This is a genomic window from Youngiibacter fragilis 232.1, assembly GCF_000495435.3.
GTDB lineage: Bacteria > Bacillota > Clostridia > Clostridiales > Clostridiaceae > Youngiibacter > Youngiibacter fragilis.
In genome coordinates this window covers 77,984-96,161 of the sequence record NZ_AXUN02000185.1, presented here as the reverse complement: position 1 = coordinate 96,161, position 18,178 = coordinate 77,984, and the positions used below count along the sequence as shown (strand labels likewise).

The 18,178-nt window shown below is 47.4% G+C and carries 11 protein-coding genes, 3 pseudogenes and 1 other annotated feature; of the genes and pseudogenes, 11 read left to right on the top strand and 3 right to left on the bottom strand.

Annotated elements, in window-relative coordinates:
• Positions 1-22: 22 nt before the first annotated feature.
• Entirely contained in the window at positions 23-208 is a 186-nt protein-coding gene (locus tag T472_RS12550; protein WP_040907548.1) for a helix-turn-helix domain-containing protein, read from the bottom strand.
• Positions 209-245: 37 nt separating this feature from the next.
• Positions 246-606 (bottom strand): annotated as a pseudogene (tnpA, locus tag T472_RS12545) (IS200/IS605 family transposase).
• Between the two features lie 318 nt (positions 607-924).
• Between tnpA and T472_RS12540 the strand changes: the two are divergent.
• The 7 genes from T472_RS12540 to T472_RS12510 all read left to right on the top strand — a co-directional run bounded on the left by T472_RS12540 (position 925) and on the right by T472_RS12510 (position 13,273).
• Positions 925-1,650 carry a class I SAM-dependent methyltransferase gene (locus tag T472_RS12540; protein ID WP_023384465.1) on the top strand — a complete coding sequence of 242 codons (726 nt, stop codon included), beginning with the start codon at positions 925-927 and terminating at the stop codon, positions 1,648-1,650.
• A gap of 10 nt (positions 1,651-1,660) precedes the next feature.
• Complete coding sequence (locus tag T472_RS12535) at positions 1,661-2,896, top strand: M16 family metallopeptidase (protein WP_023384463.1); 1,236 nt, start codon at positions 1,661-1,663, stop codon at positions 2,894-2,896.
• Positions 2,897-2,898: 2 nt separating this feature from the next.
• Positions 2,899-3,540 (top strand): regulatory protein RecX, encoded by a 642-nt coding sequence (locus T472_RS12530; protein WP_023384460.1) that lies wholly within the window; start codon positions 2,899-2,901, stop codon positions 3,538-3,540.
• A 240-nt stretch (positions 3,541-3,780) separates the two neighbouring features.
• Complete coding sequence (locus T472_RS12525) at positions 3,781-8,058, top strand: 2-hydroxyacyl-CoA dehydratase (RefSeq protein ID WP_023384458.1); 4,278 nt, start codon at positions 3,781-3,783, stop codon at positions 8,056-8,058.
• 12 nt (positions 8,059-8,070) lie between these two features.
• Positions 8,071-8,284, top strand: a binding site (T-box leader).
• 35 nt (positions 8,285-8,319) lie between these two features.
• Positions 8,320-10,959 (top strand): valine--tRNA ligase, encoded by a 2,640-nt coding sequence (locus T472_RS12520; protein WP_023863624.1) that lies wholly within the window; start codon positions 8,320-8,322, stop codon positions 10,957-10,959.
• Between the two features lie 100 nt (positions 10,960-11,059).
• Positions 11,060-12,367: a bifunctional folylpolyglutamate synthase/dihydrofolate synthase gene (locus T472_RS12515; protein WP_023385189.1), complete on the top strand. Its 1,308-nt coding sequence runs from the start codon at positions 11,060-11,062 to the stop codon at positions 12,365-12,367.
• Positions 12,368-12,439: 72 nt separating this feature from the next.
• On the top strand, positions 12,440-13,273 hold the full coding sequence (locus T472_RS12510) for a deoxyribonuclease IV (protein WP_023385192.1): 834 nt from the start codon (positions 12,440-12,442) through the stop codon (positions 13,271-13,273).
• A gap of 50 nt (positions 13,274-13,323) precedes the next feature.
• Here the strand turns inward: T472_RS12510 and T472_RS12505 are convergent, their stop codons facing one another.
• The gene (locus tag T472_RS12505; protein ID WP_023385194.1) at positions 13,324-13,842 is read right to left on the bottom strand and encodes a DUF4364 family protein; all 519 of its coding nucleotides are present in this window, start codon (positions 13,840-13,842) and stop codon (positions 13,324-13,326) included.
• A gap of 263 nt (positions 13,843-14,105) precedes the next feature.
• On the opposite strand from T472_RS12505, the gene T472_RS12500 reads away from it, so the two are divergent.
• From T472_RS12500 to T472_RS12485, 4 genes and pseudogenes are all read left to right on the top strand, one after another.
• Positions 14,106-14,765, top strand: a complete 660-nt coding sequence (locus T472_RS12500; protein ID WP_023385197.1) for a single-stranded DNA-binding protein — start codon at positions 14,106-14,108, stop codon at positions 14,763-14,765.
• 481 nt (positions 14,766-15,246) lie between these two features.
• Positions 15,247-16,497 (top strand): annotated as a pseudogene (gene iscB / locus T472_RS12495) (RNA-guided endonuclease IscB).
• A gap of 32 nt (positions 16,498-16,529) precedes the next feature.
• A complete protein-coding gene (locus T472_RS12490; protein WP_207643971.1) occupies positions 16,530-16,697 on the top strand; it encodes a hypothetical protein in 168 nt (55 codons plus the stop codon).
• Positions 16,698-16,867: 170 nt separating this feature from the next.
• Positions 16,868-18,163 (top strand): annotated as a pseudogene (locus T472_RS12485) (IS1182 family transposase); the annotation flags it as partial.
• Between the last annotated feature and the right edge of the window lie 15 nt (positions 18,164-18,178).

Genomic DNA, 18,178 nt, shown 5'->3' with positions numbered 1-18,178 from the left:
CATACTGTTTCCGGGTCCCTCTTCATCTTGGCAGAAGTTTGGAGCATGCGGAATAAGTAAGGCATTTGCCAGTCTCCTCATATTCCTTGTTCCAAAGTTCCAGGAAATGGTTGTATACGAGCCTTGAACTGCCTATCGTCCTTGCAATCAGCGTTTCCTGTTTCTTATCTGGGTAGATACGGTATTCATAGGCCTTATGCTGCAGCAATGCACTCACCTCCACCATTGTCAAAGCTTGGACTGTCTCATTTCTTTTTCTGACTCTGTAAGTACATGCGCATTTGCTCCTCATTATTTTCACTGACTGTGGCAACAAAGTAGCTGGGATTCCACAGATGACCGCCCCAAAGCCGTTTCTTCAGTTCAGGGTGCTTCTTGAACAATAACCTTGCTGGTACCCCTTTGAGTGCTTTCACGACATCTGGGATATAGTGCTGAGGTTTGCAGTCGATCAGCAGATGTATGTGATCATTATGTGACTCCATCTCCATGATATTCACATCATTATCTGAAGCAATCAGATTAACAAATCCTTCACATCATCATCCACTTGTCCAATAAGGATATCGTGCCGGTACTTTACGCACCAGACCAATGATACTGGATTGTATAGACATATCCGCCTTAACATATGTGTTAAGCTAAAGCCATTATAATAGGTGTTTTATGGTAGTTATCACTTGATATATGCTAATGTGTTGAGTACTGCCTGTTTCTTCACTTCGCTTGCAAACTCACGACTGAAGTCACGAGTTTGCGCAAGCTTTTTCATCAATGTGGCAGGTCTGTTACATTTCTTTTCATTGTCTGAAGGCTTTGCAGACTGTATAATGTTTAGATGGATACATATCTGGTCTGTTCAAAGTAAATTCGTCGCAGGGCGCTTATGCGGGTCTTGCTGACAATACACGGGGAGGAATTGAATTGAAGTTTTATGAGATCCTTGCCAGACATTATGATGACATATTTCCGCTTAGCCTGCCTGCTGCAGCCTTCCTTGCCGAAAGTCTCGAGCCCGGTGCAAAGGTGCTTGATGCGGCCTGCGGTACGGGAACCTACGCCATAGCCCTTGCCGGGAAAGGTTTTCAGACAGTAGGTGTCGATATAGATGAGTCAATGGTTGCCATTGCTGAAGCAAAGGCCGTATTGCTCGATGCGGATGCCGATTTCATAGTCTCAGACATGATGGATATAGACCTGGTGTGTACTGACGAGATGGACTTGATCTTCTGCATCGGGAACTCCCTGGTCCATCTGAAGGACAGGCAGCAGGTCCTTGACTTCATAAGGACATGTTATGGGCTGCTTAAATCGGGAGGAAGGCTCATTCTCCAGATCATAAACTACGACAGGATCCTCGATGAATCCATTACAAGCCTTCCGACCATTGAAGTGAAGGATAAGGACATAACCTTCGTCAGGAATTACAAGCTGGATCCTGATACGATGAAGATTGAATTCAGGTCAAAGCTCAGGGTCGGTTCTGAAGAGGTGGGAAGCTCTGTAATGCTTCTTCCCCTCAGGATGTCCGAGCTTGAGGAAATGCTGGAATCAGCCGGTTTCAAGTCAATAGAGTCATTTGGCGGCTTTGACGGAAGTGCCTGGGACAATTCAAAACTACCTCTGGTTATGAGGGCAATAAAAGCTTAGGAGCCATCAGATGATAGACAAAAAGAACAGCTGCAAGACAACTACCCTTGAGAACGGACTTCAGGTTGCGGTGATCAGGAAGGATGGGGCCCTTTTTTCCTGCAACATCGGTATAAGGACCGGGGCACTCCATGAGGGTCCGGCACAGAAGGGTATTTGCCATTTCCTTGAGCATATGATTTTCAAGGGAACGATCTTCAGAAGCAACAAGACCCTAAACGAAGACCTTGAATACCTGGGAGGAGAGTACAATGCCTTCACCGACTATGTGTCAACGGTCTTCACCATTACAGCTCTGCAGGAAGAGATTTCCGAAGGTCTGGGGATACTGAACGAGATGGTCAGGTTCCCGGCATTCCCTGTGGATGAGATGGAGAAGGAGAAGGGGGTCGTGCTTTCAGAACTGAAGGCTACACTTGACGACACTGAGTCACTCACCCTAAACCTGCTTAACAGGAAGGCTTACCGGAAGAGCGGACTAAGGACTGACATACTCGGAACGAAAACCTGCATAAAAGGCTTCACAAGGAAGAAGCTTGCAGATTTCCATTCGAAGCACTATGTTCCGGGTAACGCAGTGCTTACCATAGTTTCACCTCTTGAATTCAGTCTCGTGCTTAAGATCGTCAAAGACATATTCGGCTCCTGGACCGGTGATGCTCCGAAGAAGAATGAGATATCCTTTGAGAAAAACCGTCCGGGAAGATTCAAGTCCTCAAAGCAGATGGAACAGTCAGCCATTGGGATGCTTTATACCTTCGAGCTTGAAGAACATGAAAAGCTTCCCTTACGGATACTCAACTATAAGCTTGGAAATTCAGCAAACTCAATGCTTTTCAGGAAGCTTCGCGAGGAGATGGGGCTGGCTTATGATGCATACTCGGACCTCGACCTCACAGACAGGATCCAGAGCCTTACAATATATACTCAAGTCCACGATGACTCAACCGAGGTCGCCCTGGATATCATAAAGGGAATCACAGAAGGTCTTGCACAAGGGTCTGTAATATCTGACAGGGACCTTGAAGTCATGAAGAAGGTAATGAAGACAGGGGTTATGTCCACCCTCGAGGATACCCACCACCTTTGTTCGAGCATAATGGATGACCTCATTGAAGGTGACCCGCCGATGAAATTCCTGGAAGACATCGAGGACCTTGAAAAGATAACACTTGTTGATGTTGAAAGGGTTGCCGCAAAGGTATTGAAGGATCCTACAATATTCATACTCAGGGCAGGTGACTGAAATTGAAGATTTCATCAATTGAAGACGACAGACGGGACAAGGACAGGTCAAGACTGACAATGGATGATGGCAGCATCTATCCATGTCACAAGGAACTGATTGTGAGGATGCACCTAAAGCCAGGCATGGAGATAGATGAGACTTCACTGCGGGACATGGTGAACGCCGATGAGAAGCTCAGGGCAAAGGATGATGCATTCACATTCCTTGAAAGAGGCTACAAGACCCTCGAAGAGGTCAGACGAAAGCTAACCTCAAAGGGCTACGATGAGGATACCATAGATTCAATAGCGCTTCTCCTTGAAGACTACCGTCTGGTAGATGACGAGAGGTATGCAAAGCTCTATTCGAGCGAAAAGATACGGAAGGGCGGAATACTTAAGATCCGGCACGAACTTCAGGCAAAGGGCATTGACAAGGCTACAATTGAAGAAGCAATCAGCAGTATGCCGCCAGATGCCGAAAAGGAATCCTGCAGGTCACAGGCTGAAAAGAAGCTGGCGCTCCTTCAGAAAAGGGAGAGCGATGAGTGGAAGCTTCGCGGCAGGCTCTACGGATTCCTGGTAAACAAGGGCTTCTCGAGGGATACTGTCTCATCTGTATTGAGAGAGCTTCTCTCAGCTGATGAAACTGATATGGACTAAACTTGCGACAGGCTGAATTTTTGTTCATGCCTGTCTCTTTTAATGGTTTTCGTCTTGAAATCCTTTCCAATTCTTAATTATTTCTTTATAATACAAAATTTACAAATTGGTGATATAATATATTATTATTCAATCCTTAGCCACATATTAACGGGAATTTTTCATTAGAATCATATTTGCCAACTGACTATCAAAGAGAGGTGAGGGGTTCCGATCCGCTGTGCTGACCGGACCTGGTTTATGAAAGACAGATTGTTCATAGGTCTTGATGTGGGTTCAACTACTGTCAAGATTGCGGTCCTGGATAAGAATTCAAGACTGGTATACAGTGACTACAAAAGACATTATTCTGACATCAGAAGCACTGTCGTGGACTGTATCAAGGATGCATACGATGCCTTTGGGCAGCGTGAAATCACAGTGAGCGTTACCGGCTCTGGCGGAATGTCCGTCGCAAGCTGGCTGAAGATAGATTTCGTACAGGAGGTCATAGCCTCCACCAAAGCTGTCGAAGAATTCATAGGGCATACCGACGTAGCAATAGAACTTGGCGGTGAGGATGCCAAAATAACCTATTTCGACGGCTCCATCGAGCAGAGGATGAACGGTACCTGCGCAGGAGGTACCGGCGCGTTCATCGACCAGATGGCAGCTCTCCTCAAGACCGATGCAACCGGGTTGAACAACCTGGCAAAAGGTTCCACATTCATTTATCCGATAGCTGCAAGATGCGGGGTTTTCGCAAAGACTGATGTTCAGCCCCTTATAAACGAGGGTGCGAAGAAAGAGGATATCGCCGCTTCCATATTCCAGGCAGTCGTCAACCAGACCATTTCAGGTCTTGCCTGCGGCAAGCCGATCAGAGGCAACATAGCCTTCCTGGGTGGCCCGCTTCATTTCCTTTCTGAGCTCAGGACAAGGTTCATAGAGACCCTTCACCTTTCTGAAGACTCTGCCATTGTACCTGAAAACGCAGAGCTATATGTTGCCATGGGTGCTGCCCTCCATTCAAAGGAGACCTATTCCCATGACTTCCAGGTCCTGAGGGACAGGGCAGAAAAGCTCAAGGGTGTGTTCGTTAAGGAAGTAGAAAGGCTGGACCCTCTGTTCGCCGACAAGGCTGATTTTGATGAATTCAAGGCGAGGCATGACCTGGCAAAGGCAGAAAGGGCTGACCTTTCCAGCCATATTGGACCCTGCTACCTGGGTATAGACTCTGGTTCAACGACTTCCAAGCTCGTGCTCATGGATGGTTCAAAGAGGATACTCTACTCATATTACGGAAGCAACAAGGGAGAGCCACTTAAGCTTATAGTATCGATACTCAAGGACCTTTATTCAAAACTGCCTGATGGCGCATACATAGCAGGAAGCACCGCTACAGGATATGGCGAAAGCCTGATGAAGTCTGCCCTCGGTGTGGATTTCGGAGAAATCGAAACTATAGCTCACTATACGGCAGCAAACCATTTCCTTGAGGGTGTTGACTTCATCCTTGACATTGGCGGTCAGGACATGAAGTGCATGAAGATCAAGGACGGCGCCATCGATTCCATAATGCTGAATGAGGCGTGCTCATCAGGCTGCGGTTCTTTCATCGAGAGCTTCTCGGAATCGCTTAACTTTGACGTGAGAGACTTCTCCAGGGAAGGGCTCTTCTCCGACGAGCCTGTTGACCTGGGATCCAGGTGCACTGTGTTCATGAATTCAAGGGTAAAGCAGGCTCAGAAGGAAGGGGCTTCCGTTGGTGACATCAGCTCCGGACTTTCCTACAGCGTAATAAAGAACGCTTTGTTCAAGGTAATAAAGATCAGAAATCCAAAGGAAATGGGTGAAAAGATCATCGTGCAGGGAGGTACGTTCTATAACGACAGCGTACTTCGCGCATTCGAGAAGGTTTCCGGCAGGGATGCTGTAAGACCTGACATCGCAGGCCTTATGGGGGCATTCGGTGCTGCCATAATCGCCAGGGACAGGATGGAGGGGCAGAAGTCGACCCTATTGAAGCCGGAAGAGCTTGAGCTTCTCTCACCCAGGACGGAGATGAGGCGCTGCGGACTTTGCCTCAACAACTGTCCGCTTACGATAAACATATTCAGGGAAGGACATGAATTCATCTCAGGCAACAGGTGTGAAAGGCCTCTTGGAACAGTACGGAAGAATGACATTCCAAACCTTTTCGACTACAAGCACGACAGGACATTCTCCTACAAGAGCCTTGAAGCATCGGAGGCAACAAGGGGAACGATCGGCATACCGAGGGTCCTCAACCTTTACGAAAACTATCCGTTCTGGTTCACCTTCTTCACAGAGCTGAAATACAGGGTGGTCCTTTCCCCGAGGTCTTCGAAGAAGATATATGAGCTCGGCATGGAATCGATCCCTTCGGAATCGGTATGCTATCCAGGCAAGATAGTCCATGGCCACATCGAATGGCTTGCGAAGAAGAATGTGGATATGATCTTCTATCCCTGCATCCCATATGAGGAGAAGGAGGACAGGGGAGCATCAAACCACTACAATTGTCCGGTTGTGACCTCATATCCAGAGGTCGTAAAGAACAACATGGATATTATTCAGGCAAAGGGCACGACATACCTCAATCCGTTTCTGAACCTGTACAAGAGAAACGAACTTCCAAAGAAGCTGCACTCCATATTATCAAAATATGCTGATGTATCTCTCCAGGAGGTAACAGCTGCTGTAGAGAAGGCATATGCAGAAAAGGACCTGCTAAAGGCAGACATACAGAAGAAGGGTGAAGAGACCCTGAGGTACATGAGGGAACATGGTCTTAAGGGCATCGTACTGGCCGGAAGACCATATCATGTTGACCCTGAGATACATCATGGGATTCCTGACATCATAAAGGACTTCGGCATGGCGGTGCTTACAGAGGATTCTGTTGCACAGCTTGGCAGTGTTGAAAGGCCTCTAAGGGTAATCGACCAGTGGACCTACCACAACAGGCTTTACAGGGCCGCTTCCTTCGTTGCGGGAAGGGATGACCTTGAACTCATCCAGCTCAACAGCTTCGGCTGCGGACTTGATGCTGTCACATCAGACCAGGTGGAGGAGATACTTCACAGCAAGGGCAAGCTTTACACTCTCCTCAAGATTGACGAAGGAAACAACCTTGGTGCGGCAAGGATCAGGATAAGGTCGCTTAAGGCTGCCATGGACGCCAGGGAGAGGAACGGCTTCACAAGGAAGGAAAGACCTATTGTCTACGCAAGGCCTCAATTCACGATAGAGATGAAGAAGACCCACACCATACTGGCCCCGCAGATGTCACCCATACACTTCAGGTTCCTTGAGGCGGCTCTCAGGGCATCTGGTTTCAATCTGGTGGTTCTTCCAAGCGATGACAGGAATGCCATCGAGGAAGGGCTGAAGTATGTCAACAATGATGCATGCTATCCTTCGATTATAGTTACGGGTCAGATCATTAATGCCCTTAAAAGCGGAAAGTATGACCCTGACAACACATCGGCGCTTATAACCCAGACAGGTGGAGGCTGCAGGGCCACAAACTACGTCGGGTTCATCAGGAAAGCCCTCAGGGATGCGGAGTTCCCGCAGGTGCCTGTTGTGCCCCTGTCATTCCAGGGCTTCGAGAAGCATCCTGGGATGAAGCTCACCTTAGATACGATCAACCGTGTGCTTTTTGCCATACTTTACGGAGACCTTCTAATGAGGGTGCTTTACAGGGTGAGGCCATATGAGACCATCAAGGGCTCTGCAAATGAGCTTTACGAGAAATGGTCAGAAAAGCTTGAGAAGGATGTTTCGAATGGAAGCTTCCAGCTATACAAGGATAACGTACAGGCAATAGTCAGGGATTTCGACAAGCTTGAGATAAAGAACACCGTTAAGCCAAAGGTCGGACTTGTAGGTGAGATACTTGTCAAGTTCCATCCCACTGCAAACAACAATGTGGTCGATGTCATCGAGAATGAAGGCTGTGAGGCCGTCATGCCTGACCTTACGGACTTCTTCCTCTACAGCTCATATAACAATATTTTCAAGAGGAAGGAGCTTGGAGGCAGCCTCAAGGGTGCTGTCACATCAAAGCTCATTATCGAAGCGATAGAGATATACAGGAAAGCCTTGAGGGATGCACTGGAAGAATCAGAGAGGTTCACTCCTCCTTCAAGGATAGAATCCCTTGCGGAAATGACCAAAGATGTCGTTTCAATCGGCAACCAGACCGGAGAAGGGTGGTTCCTAACAGGTGAGATGCTGGAGCTCATACATTCCGGTGTTGAGAACATAGTCTGCATGCAGCCATTTGCCTGCCTCCCTAACCACATAACAGGAAAGGGAGTCATCAAGAAGCTTAGGGAGGACAACAAGAACGTGAACATTACCGCCATCGACTATGATCCGGGCGCCAGCGAGGTCAACCAGCTGAACAGGATCAAGCTGATGGTATCGACTGCCTTCAGGAACCTGGAGAAGAACCAGAACCTCACAACAGTAGAAAAGACCTTGACAATAGAGAAGAGGCACATATAATATAAAGGTATATATCAGGCATTGACGAAGAGGAGTATGCTAAGGGTCAGCGCAATAGAGAGACCGTACAAGGCTGAAAGACGGTTGCGCAGGATTTTGCAGAAGGTAGCTTCCGAGCTTCCGGGCAGAAATTAAGTAAGTCCGGACGGTTTATTCGAACCGTTAATTTATCGAGTGCCCATGTCAGTGGGAAAAAAGGTGGTACCGCGGAGTCTTCGTCCTTTTATGGACGGGGACTCTTTTTATCTTAAGGAGGATGCTATGGAAGACATGAAGATGCTGGGAACGACGTATGATCCCAAGGAATTCGAGAAGAGACTTTATGACAAATGGATGGAGATGGGAATATTCACACCTAAGGTTAACAAGGACAAGAAGCCATATACCATAGTGATGCCCCCTCCGAACATAACCGGAAAGCTTCATATGGGACACGCACTTGACCTGACGCTTCAGGACATGATCATCAGATACAAGAGGATGCAGGGCTTCGAGGCACTTTGGCTGCCTGGAGAGGACCATGCTTCAATCGCAACCGAGGTAAGGGTTGAGAACGAACTCCTGAAACAGGGGATAGTCAAGAAGGAAATAGGCAGGGAGGCTTTCCTTGAGAAGGTCTGGGAGTGGTCCGACGAATACAGGGAGAGGATCAGGGAACAGATCAAGAAGATGGGATCATCCTGCGATTTCACCCGAGAAGCCTTTACAATGGACGAGAACCTCTCGAAGGCGGTCAGGACAGTATTTGTAAAGCTGTATGATGAAGGACTCATCTACAGGGGAAACAGGATGACGAACTGGTGCCCCAAGTGCACCACCGCGCTTTCAAACGCGGAGATCGAATACAAGGAATCTGAAGGCAGCCTGTGGCACTTCAGGTACCCTCTGACAGACGGCAGCGGGTATATAACAATAGCCACCACAAGGCCGGAGACAATGCTCGGAGACACGGCGGTCGCTGTAAATCCTGATGATGACAGGTACAAGGCACTCATAGGCAAGACTCTCATGCTTCCTCTCGTGGACAAGGAGATCCCTATAGTCGCCGATTCCTATGTTGACGTTGAATTCGGTACAGGCTGCGTGAAGATCACTCCGGCCCATGACCCTAACGACTATCTTGTGGGGGAAAGGCACAACCTCCCCAGCGTCAACGTACTTGACGACCATGGCAGGATCAACTCCAACGGTGGCAAATATGCCGGCCTTGACAGGTACGAGGCAAGGAAGCTCATCGTCAGGGACATGGAAGCGCTCGGACTCCTTGACTCAATAAGGCCTCATCTCCACAACCTGTCCACCCATGACAGGTGCGGAACTGCCATAGAGCCGATGATCTCAAGGCAGTGGTATGTGAAGATGGAGCCTCTTGCAATCCCTGCTCTCGAAGCTGTAAGGAACAAGGACACTAAATTCGTCCCGGAGAGATTCGAGAAGACGTACTTCAACTGGATGGAGAACATAGAGGACTGGTGCATATCAAGGCAGCTCTGGTGGGGACACAGGATACCGGTATGGTATTGCGACGCATGCGGCGAAACCATAGCCTCAGTAGATGCACCTCATACGTGCCCAAAGTGCGGCTTTGATAAGCTAAGGGAAGAAGAGGATGTCCTTGATACCTGGTTCAGCTCTGCACTATGGCCTTTCTCGACCCTTGGGTGGCCGGATAAGACAGAAGACCTGGAATATTTCTATCCCACATCTACCCTTGTTACAGGATATGACATCATATTCTTCTGGGTTGCAAGGATGGTATTCTCAGGACTCTACAACATGAAGGAAACACCATTTGATACTGTGTTCATACACGGCATAGTAAGGGATTCCGAAGGCAGGAAGATGAGCAAGTCCCTCGGAAACGGCGTTGACCCGCTGGAGACGATCGATGAGTATGGCGCTGATGCGTTGAGATTCATGCTTATAACCGGAAACGCACCAGGTAATGACATCAGATTCTATCCTGAGAGGGTAGAGGCAGCGAGAAATTTCGCAAACAAGATCTGGAACGCATCAAGGTTCGTATTGATGAACCTAAATGATGAACTTCTCGAAAGATACAAGGATTCAAGGAACTATTCCCTTGCGGACAAATGGATACTTTCAAGGCTTAACTCGCTCATTGCGGACGTTACCGCAAACCTTGACAGGTTCGAGCTGGGAGTTGCGCTCCAGAAGGTATACGACTTCCTCTGGAACGAGCTCTGCGACTGGTACATAGAGCTTATCAAGCCTGTATTCTATAACGGCACTGACGAGGAGAAGGGCACAAGCTTCAATGTCATAAGGAATGTACTCATTGCAGGACTTAAGCTCCTTCACCCGGTAATGCCGTTCATCACAGAGGAGATCTACAGCCACCTTGGCGACGAAGCTACCATAGTCACAGCTCCATGGCCGCAGCCTGATGAGGATATGGTAGACCTTGAGACAGAAATGAATATGAATGCTGTCATAGAAGCCATCAGGAGCATAAGGAACCTGAGGCAGGAGATGAACGTGCCTTCATCAAGGAAATCCAAGCTCAGCATCCTTCCTCAGGAGGGAATGGGCGAAGCCTTCGTAATGGCCACGGATTATCTTAAGAAGCTTGCTTTCGCTGATGAAGTTGAGCTTGTCACATCAGAACCTTCAGGAAAAAACAATGTTGCTGTAGTTACAGGTGACGCCAGGATATTCATACCACTGCTTGACCTCATAGACAGGGACAAGGAGATTGATAGGCTTAGGAAGGAAGAGGAGAAGCTCATGAAGGAGATTGCGAGGGTCACCTCAAAGCTTACAAATGAGAAATTCATCTCCAAGGCACCACAGGCAGTAATCGACGAGGAAAAGGAAAAGGGTACCAGGTATGAGGCGATGATCCAGTCTGTAAGGGAAAGGATAGAATCCCTGACTTGAACCATGAGACATGACACTTAACTGGCGCTGATTTGAAACGAGATGCAGGAGGCAGGGCTGCGGACAAAAGGTCCCTGGTCCTGCCTTTTCAGGAGGTATGATGGATCGCACTGAAGCACTTGAATATATCCACGGGATTCCCAGAGCACCTGAACGCACAGGCCTTGACAGGATGAGAGCCCTGATGCGTCACCTTGGAAATCCGCAGGAAGGTCAGAAATTCATCCATGTGGCAGGGACTAACGGCAAAGGGTCCACATCCAGGATCATCTCACTTATACTGGAGAGATCAGGATATCGCACTGGATTATATACTTCCCCTTTCATCGAGGTATTCGAGGAAAGGATACAAGTCAACAGCAAGTACATAGGACATGAGGCACTTGCAAGGCTTACCGGACGGGTAAAGGATGCAATACCTGGCGTGATGTCGGAAGGGTATTCCCATCCGACTGAATTCGAGGTTGTCACTGCAATCATGTTCCTTTATTTCAGGGAGATGGAAATTGACTTCGGAGTCATAGAAGTCGGACTTGGCGGAAAAACCGATGCAACCAATGTACTGGATCCGATTCTCTCAGTCATAACCTCCATAAGCTTCGACCATATGGAATATCTTGGCGATACGATCGAAGCCATTGCCAGCCACAAAGCCGGAATAATCAAAGGGGCACCTGCAGTCTCAGCACCGCAGGAAAAGAAGGTAGTGGAGGTCCTTGAAGGAAGGGCTCAAGCGACTGGAGCCGGAATATCCTTCATTTCAGCGGAAGACATCAGCAGGTTAGGTATGGAAGACTGGAAACAGCTTATTGAGTTTAAGGTTCAGCCATGGGGGATCATAAAGGCCCATCTCAACCTTCTCGGGAAGCATCAGCTGGAGAACTCCCTGCTTGCCGTTACCGCTGTCTCAATGCTCACAAGCCCTGGCTGCGAGGTACCCCGTGATTCGGTCATCTCTGCACTTGATGAAGTGGTATGGCCTGCCAGGATGGAACGGTTCGGCAGAAGTCCTTCTGTTATCCTCGATGGCGCCCATAATCCTGACGGCATGCGAAGCCTTATTGAAAGCATGGATTCATATTTCAGGGATGTTCCCCGTGTTGTCATATTAGGGATACTGAAGGACAAGGAGGCAAGGCTCATGGCAGAAACTGCCTCACAGGGAGCCGCGGCTGTAATATGCACTGTTCCGCCAACTCCAAGGGCCCTTCCGATAAGTGAACTCAAGGCATATGTACCCGACAACATCAACTGCATACCTGAACCAGTCTATGAGAAGGCTCTGGAAAGAGCGGTGACAATGGCAGGACCTCAGGGCATTGTCCTTGTCACCGGTTCACTCTATATGATGGGCGAGTTCAGGATGCTCCTGAAAAAGAGGGAAAACCTACAAATATCCAAGAATTAAATTTTACACAATTCAATTATCTCCCGATTTGTTGTATACTATCTGTATAAGCAAAACAGGGAGATGATTTTTTTGTTAAATATAGGCTGCCATCTTTCCTCATCCAAGGGATTCCTTGCCATGGGAAAAACGGCTTCAGAAATAGGTGCAAGCACTTTCCAGTTCTTCACAAGGAACCCGAGGGGAAGCAAGGCCAAGGATATTGATCCACATGATGCAGAGGCACTTGTCACATATATGGAGACCAACGGCTTCGGAAAGATACTCGCTCATGCGCCATATACCCTTAACCCGGCAGGTTCAGACCCGAAGGTAAGGGACTTTGCGGAGATGGTCATGAAGGATGACCTTATGAGGATGGAGCACATTCCGGGGAACTACTACAATTTCCACCCCGGAAGCCATGTGGGTCAGGGTCTTGATGAGGGTGTCAGGCTTATTTCAGGACTTCTCAACAGGCTGCTTTCAGAGGAGCAGACCACGGTCGTGCTGCTTGAGACCATGGCAGGCAAGGGTACCGAGATTGGAAGGTCTTTCGAAGAGATACGGATGATTTTGGACCGGGTCGATCTAGATGGCAAGGTAGGGGTCTGTCTGGATACGTGCCATGTGTATGATGCAGGTTATGATATCGTAAATGACCTTGAAGGGGTGCTTGAGGAGTTCGACAAGGTCATAGGAATTGAAAGGCTTAAGGCCATCCACATCAACGACAGCAAGAATCCGTTCTCCAGCCATAAGGACAGGCATGAGAAGATAGGGGAGGGCTCCATAGGACTACCTGCATTCTCAAGGATAATCAACCATCCAAACCTCAGGGACCTTCCGTTCTATCTTGAAACTCCAAATGAGCTTGACGGATATGCGAGGGAGATCGAGATTCTGAAGGCTGCAAGGACCTGGTGAAATCAAAACGGACAAAGCAACACCAGAAAAGGTCATCGCTTTGTCCGTTTCTATTTTACAAGGAGCCTGTATAATATCCCATAAATCGCGGAGGAGTCCTTCCTCCAGCTGTGCATCGCACTTTCCGCACTGTCCTTGTCCGGAAGCGATAATGTAAGGCCTACTATCTCCCGCTCATCTTCAAAGGCTGACAGCCTGACAACGTATGTGCCTCGTTCGCCCTCCTCTATGGAAGTCGATACTGTCGCTTCCCGGATGAGCTTGTCCATGTTGTTTGCAATGCATTCATCCACTGCCTTGGTCTTCCGCGGATTCATCCTGTCAGAGAATAGCATCAGCATATCCTCACCGGTACCCGTGAGGTGAAGAGTCTCAGAACCTCTCAATGTTACAGTCCTGATGCAATCAGCTTTCTCAAGCTCGTCGATATATGTCTGCAGGTCGAAGTAATTCATGAAGATGCTGCTCAGAAGAAGGTCTGAAAGCTGATCCTTTGTGAGCTCTACCTTAAGGCCCTTGATCGCATACATTATAAGCAGTTTGTTTTCAGCAAGGCTATTGTTTTCCACTTTGCACCTCCAATTTCCATATTCAATGATACAGAATTCCGAAGGTCAATTCAATCATGGATACCGGATTTTTAATCCCAGCAGCCCTTAGGAAAGTGAAATTATTTTCATCTTTTTATTCCTATCGTTCTAATTTTCTTGAAATCGAATACACATTTGATATAATTAGTATTGAGTCTTTGTTTTGGGGAACAGAGGCCAGTGGGCATGCTCGTATTTCGAGGTATGGCCTTTTCCAATACCAAAGAAAGAGGGGTAACAGAGTGGAGAACTACACAGAGAACAACAGGATTACTCTAGAGGGGCTGGTGCTTAAAAAACCGCAGGTGAGCCATGAACTGTACGGCGAGGTATTTCATGTGTTCGAGCTCGAAGTGGACAGACTGAGCGAGTCGAAAGACATACTCTGCGTCACTATTTCCGAGCGGCTTCTGACTGACATCACACTCAGTGTGGGAGACTTCATAAGGGTCAACGGTCAGCTGAGAAGCTACAACAAGGTGGTTGAGAACAGGAACAAGCTTGTTCTTACTGTCTTCGCAAGGTCGATAGAGATACCGGAGGAGCGTGCCAAGGATCCGAATGAGATACTCCTCGACGGATTCATATGCAAGGCTCCAGTATACAGAAAGACACCATTCGGCAGGGAGATAACGGATATTCTCGTTGCAGTCAACAGGGCCTACAACAAATCCGACTACATCCCGATCATCGCCTGGGGAAGGAATGCGAGATATTCAAAGAACCTTGAGATAGGGGAGAGGATCAAGGTTTCCGGCAGGCTTCAGTCAAGGGAGTACGTCAAGAATGTGAGTGAGACCGAGAAGGTCACAAGGGTTGCGTACGAAGTTTCAGTGTCAAGGCTTGAACTTGTGAAACAGGACGAATCAAGGACTGAAGAGGAAGAATCTTCTCTGGCATAGTAATTTTTAAAGGCGCAGGCATAAGTTCTGCGCCTTGTTCCATGCTCCACAGAATCATAGGTATTAACGTGGCGGATGACCAATAGAATCGTGTTATGACATGAAAAGGTACTGATAAGTATTTATTTTCTGACAAAGCCCCGGAGCAGTTGAAAATAGCCGTAAACGTGCTATATTTAGTAATAAGATATTCGTAGAGGTGGACAAAGTCAACTAACCCTCGACTGAAGTCGAAGGCATGAGGAGCAATCCATTGTGCCTGGTTGATTAGCCTAAGTGCTTCGGGCACTACGTTGTTTTTGTCATAACACCAATGGACGTCCATCCTAATCCGTGGCTCTGTTGTCTGTGATTAAAAGTTCTCTTGGGTTAACGGGAACGGTGTTGCAGGCTTAAAAAGCAATTACAACATTGGCGAAGGATGCCAACTGGCAATTTTGCGGAATTATGTACTTAACTACATCAAGAAAGGGGTGCCGGTTTGGTCTACATTTTAAGTAAAAATGGAAATCCGCTTATGCCTACCAGCCGACATGGAAAAGTGAAACATCTGTTGAAGGATGGCAAGGCAAAAGTGGTAAGAAGGACACCATTCACAATACAGCTGCTGTATGACTCTCCTGAATATACTCAGCCGATCACTCTTGGAGTAGATGCAGGAAGCTAGGTTGTAGGCCTTAGCGCAACTACTGAGAAGAAAGAGCTTTTTGTCTCAGAGATAACGCTCCGGGATGACATCCCTGAACTGCTATCAACACGAAGGCAGAACCGAAGAACAAGGAGAAACCACCTTCGCTACAGAATGGCAAGGTTTCTTAACCGCACCGCATCGAAAAAGGAAGGGTGGCTTGCTCCCTCAGTCAAGCATAAGGTAGACAGCCACTTGAAGGTAATCGGGAATGTGCACAGGATCCTTCCCATATCAAGGATAGTGATTGAAACAGCAAGTTTCGATATCCAGAAGATCAGGAATCCTGAGATCAGCGGGAGAGAATACCAGCAGGGGGAACAGCTGGGTTTTTGGAATACCAGGGAATATGTTCTCTGGCGGGATAACCACGAATGTCAGCACTGCCATGGCAAGTCAAAGGACAGAATACTGAATGTTCACCATAAGGAAAGCCGGAAGACCGGAGGAGACTCACCCGGGAATCTGGTCACCTTATGCGAGACATGCCATAAGAGTCATCATGCAGGCAGGATACAGCTTAAGCTTACTCCAAACAAGTCGTACCGTCATGCAAGCTTCATGGGCATCATGAGATGGCATGTATACAACAGTCTTAAGGAACTGTATCCAGAGGTTTCCATGACCTATGGATACATCACGAAGAACAACCGAATAAGGAATAGCATTGAAAAGACCCATAGCACTGATGCCTACTGCATCAGCGGCAACGTGAATGCCATGAGAATCGATGAAATCTACTATCAGGTGTTCAAGAGGAAGCACAACCGCCAGATACACAAGGCGAACTTTCTAAAGGGCGGAAAGAAAAAGCCGAATCAGTCCGCTTACGAAGTCAAGGGATTCCGCCTGTTTGACCATGTGAGATACAGGGACGAGGAATGCTTCATTTTCGGAAGAAGGACATCTGGTTATTTTGATTTGCGCAAACTGGATGGCTCAATTGTCCACAGGAGTGCAAGCTTCAAGGAATTAAAACTGTTGAAAAGACAGAATACCATACTGATCGAACGAAAGGGGTGTAATGGAGTTCTCCTCTCATGACTGAAGTCACGAGTCTCCGAACTCCAACATTTATGAAAAAGAACCTTCTAATATCCTACCAGGCACTGATAATAATCGCCATGCTGGCACTTGCTGTGATGTTCACCATAAAGGGCAGCTTCGCTGCAGCGGTATACGTCGCAATGGCACTTTTCGGAGCATTTGCAATCAAGAACGAGGTCTCCGGCAAATCGGTATAGCGTTTTAAAGAAAACAGCAGTTCCAAGAACTGCTCAGACTGTAGACAAAGTATCAGATTCGTACCAACGGATCTGGTGCTTTTCTTTTTTTCATTGGGACTCAATGAGTTATTGACACTAGCATATTATTATGATATAATTTAAATATCATACTAAGTGTGGTGATTTTTATGTTGTCTAAAAAGTCCACTGAAAACAGAGACCAAATTCAGTTCCTTTGCCTGGATGATCTTGTACCAAAAGACCACATACTTAGAGAGGTCGACCGTTCAATGGATTTCAGTTTCATCTATGAACTGGTTGAGGATTTGTATTCAGAGGAAAAAGGCCGGCCAAGCCTCGATCCTGTAATGCTCATCAAGATTCCTATGATCCAGACGATTTTTGGGATAAAGAGCATGCGCCAGACCATCAAGGATATCGAGGTCAACCTTGCCTACAGATGGTTCCTCGGGCTCTCCATAACTGATGCTGTTCCTCATTTCAGTACTTTCGGAAAGAACTACACCAGGCGATTTAAGACAACTGAAGAGAACGGATACTCTGACCTGTTCCATGAGATATTCTCCAAAGTTCTGGAGGAAGGCCTGAATCTCGGCTTGATAAGCAAGGAAATAGTATTTGTCGATTCAACACATATCAAGGCCAATGCCAACAGAAACAAAATTATTAAAGAAGCTGCCAGAAAGACTGCTCTGTTCTATGAAGAAGAGCTGAGGAAAGAAATACAGGAAGACAGGGTTAACCAGGGCAAGAAGCCCTTCGACTCGGATGATGACAGTCCAGGAGGATCCGGTAAAACTAAGAAGGAAGTAGAAGTTACAAGAAGCAAATCCGATCCTGAAAGCGGATTGTTCCATAAAGGTCCCCACAAGGAAGTCTTCGCATATATGTCTCAGACAGCTTGCGATGCGAATGGGTGGATACTTGGATACTCAGTACATCCGGGAAACGACCATGATTCAAGGACATTCATAGATTTGTACAACAAGCTGCCAAAGGATGAAATTGAAATGCTTGTAGGCGATGCAGGTTTCAAGACCCCAGCGATTGCAAGGTTACTCAATCAAGACCACATTATCCCGGTGCTGCCATATAAGAGACCTATGACTAAGGACGGTTTCTTCCGAAAACACGAATACAAATATGACCAATTCAATGATTGCTACATATGCCCAAGTGGCAAGCTTCTGCTGCTCTCAACAACAAACAGAGAAGGATACAGGGAGTATAAGAGCGATGGAAAGGTATGCGCTAAGTGCCCGAACCTGTCTCGATGTACTGAAAGCGAAACCCACGTCAAGGTTATCTTGAGGCATATCTGGGAAGCGTATCTTGAGTGGAGTGAGAAGATCAGGCTTACTCCAGGAATCAAAGATATCTACAACCTGAGGAAGCAGACCATAGAAAGGCTCTTTGGAACAGCCAAGGAGAACCATAATCTCAGGTATACAAGGAATATGGGACTCCTTGAGCCAATT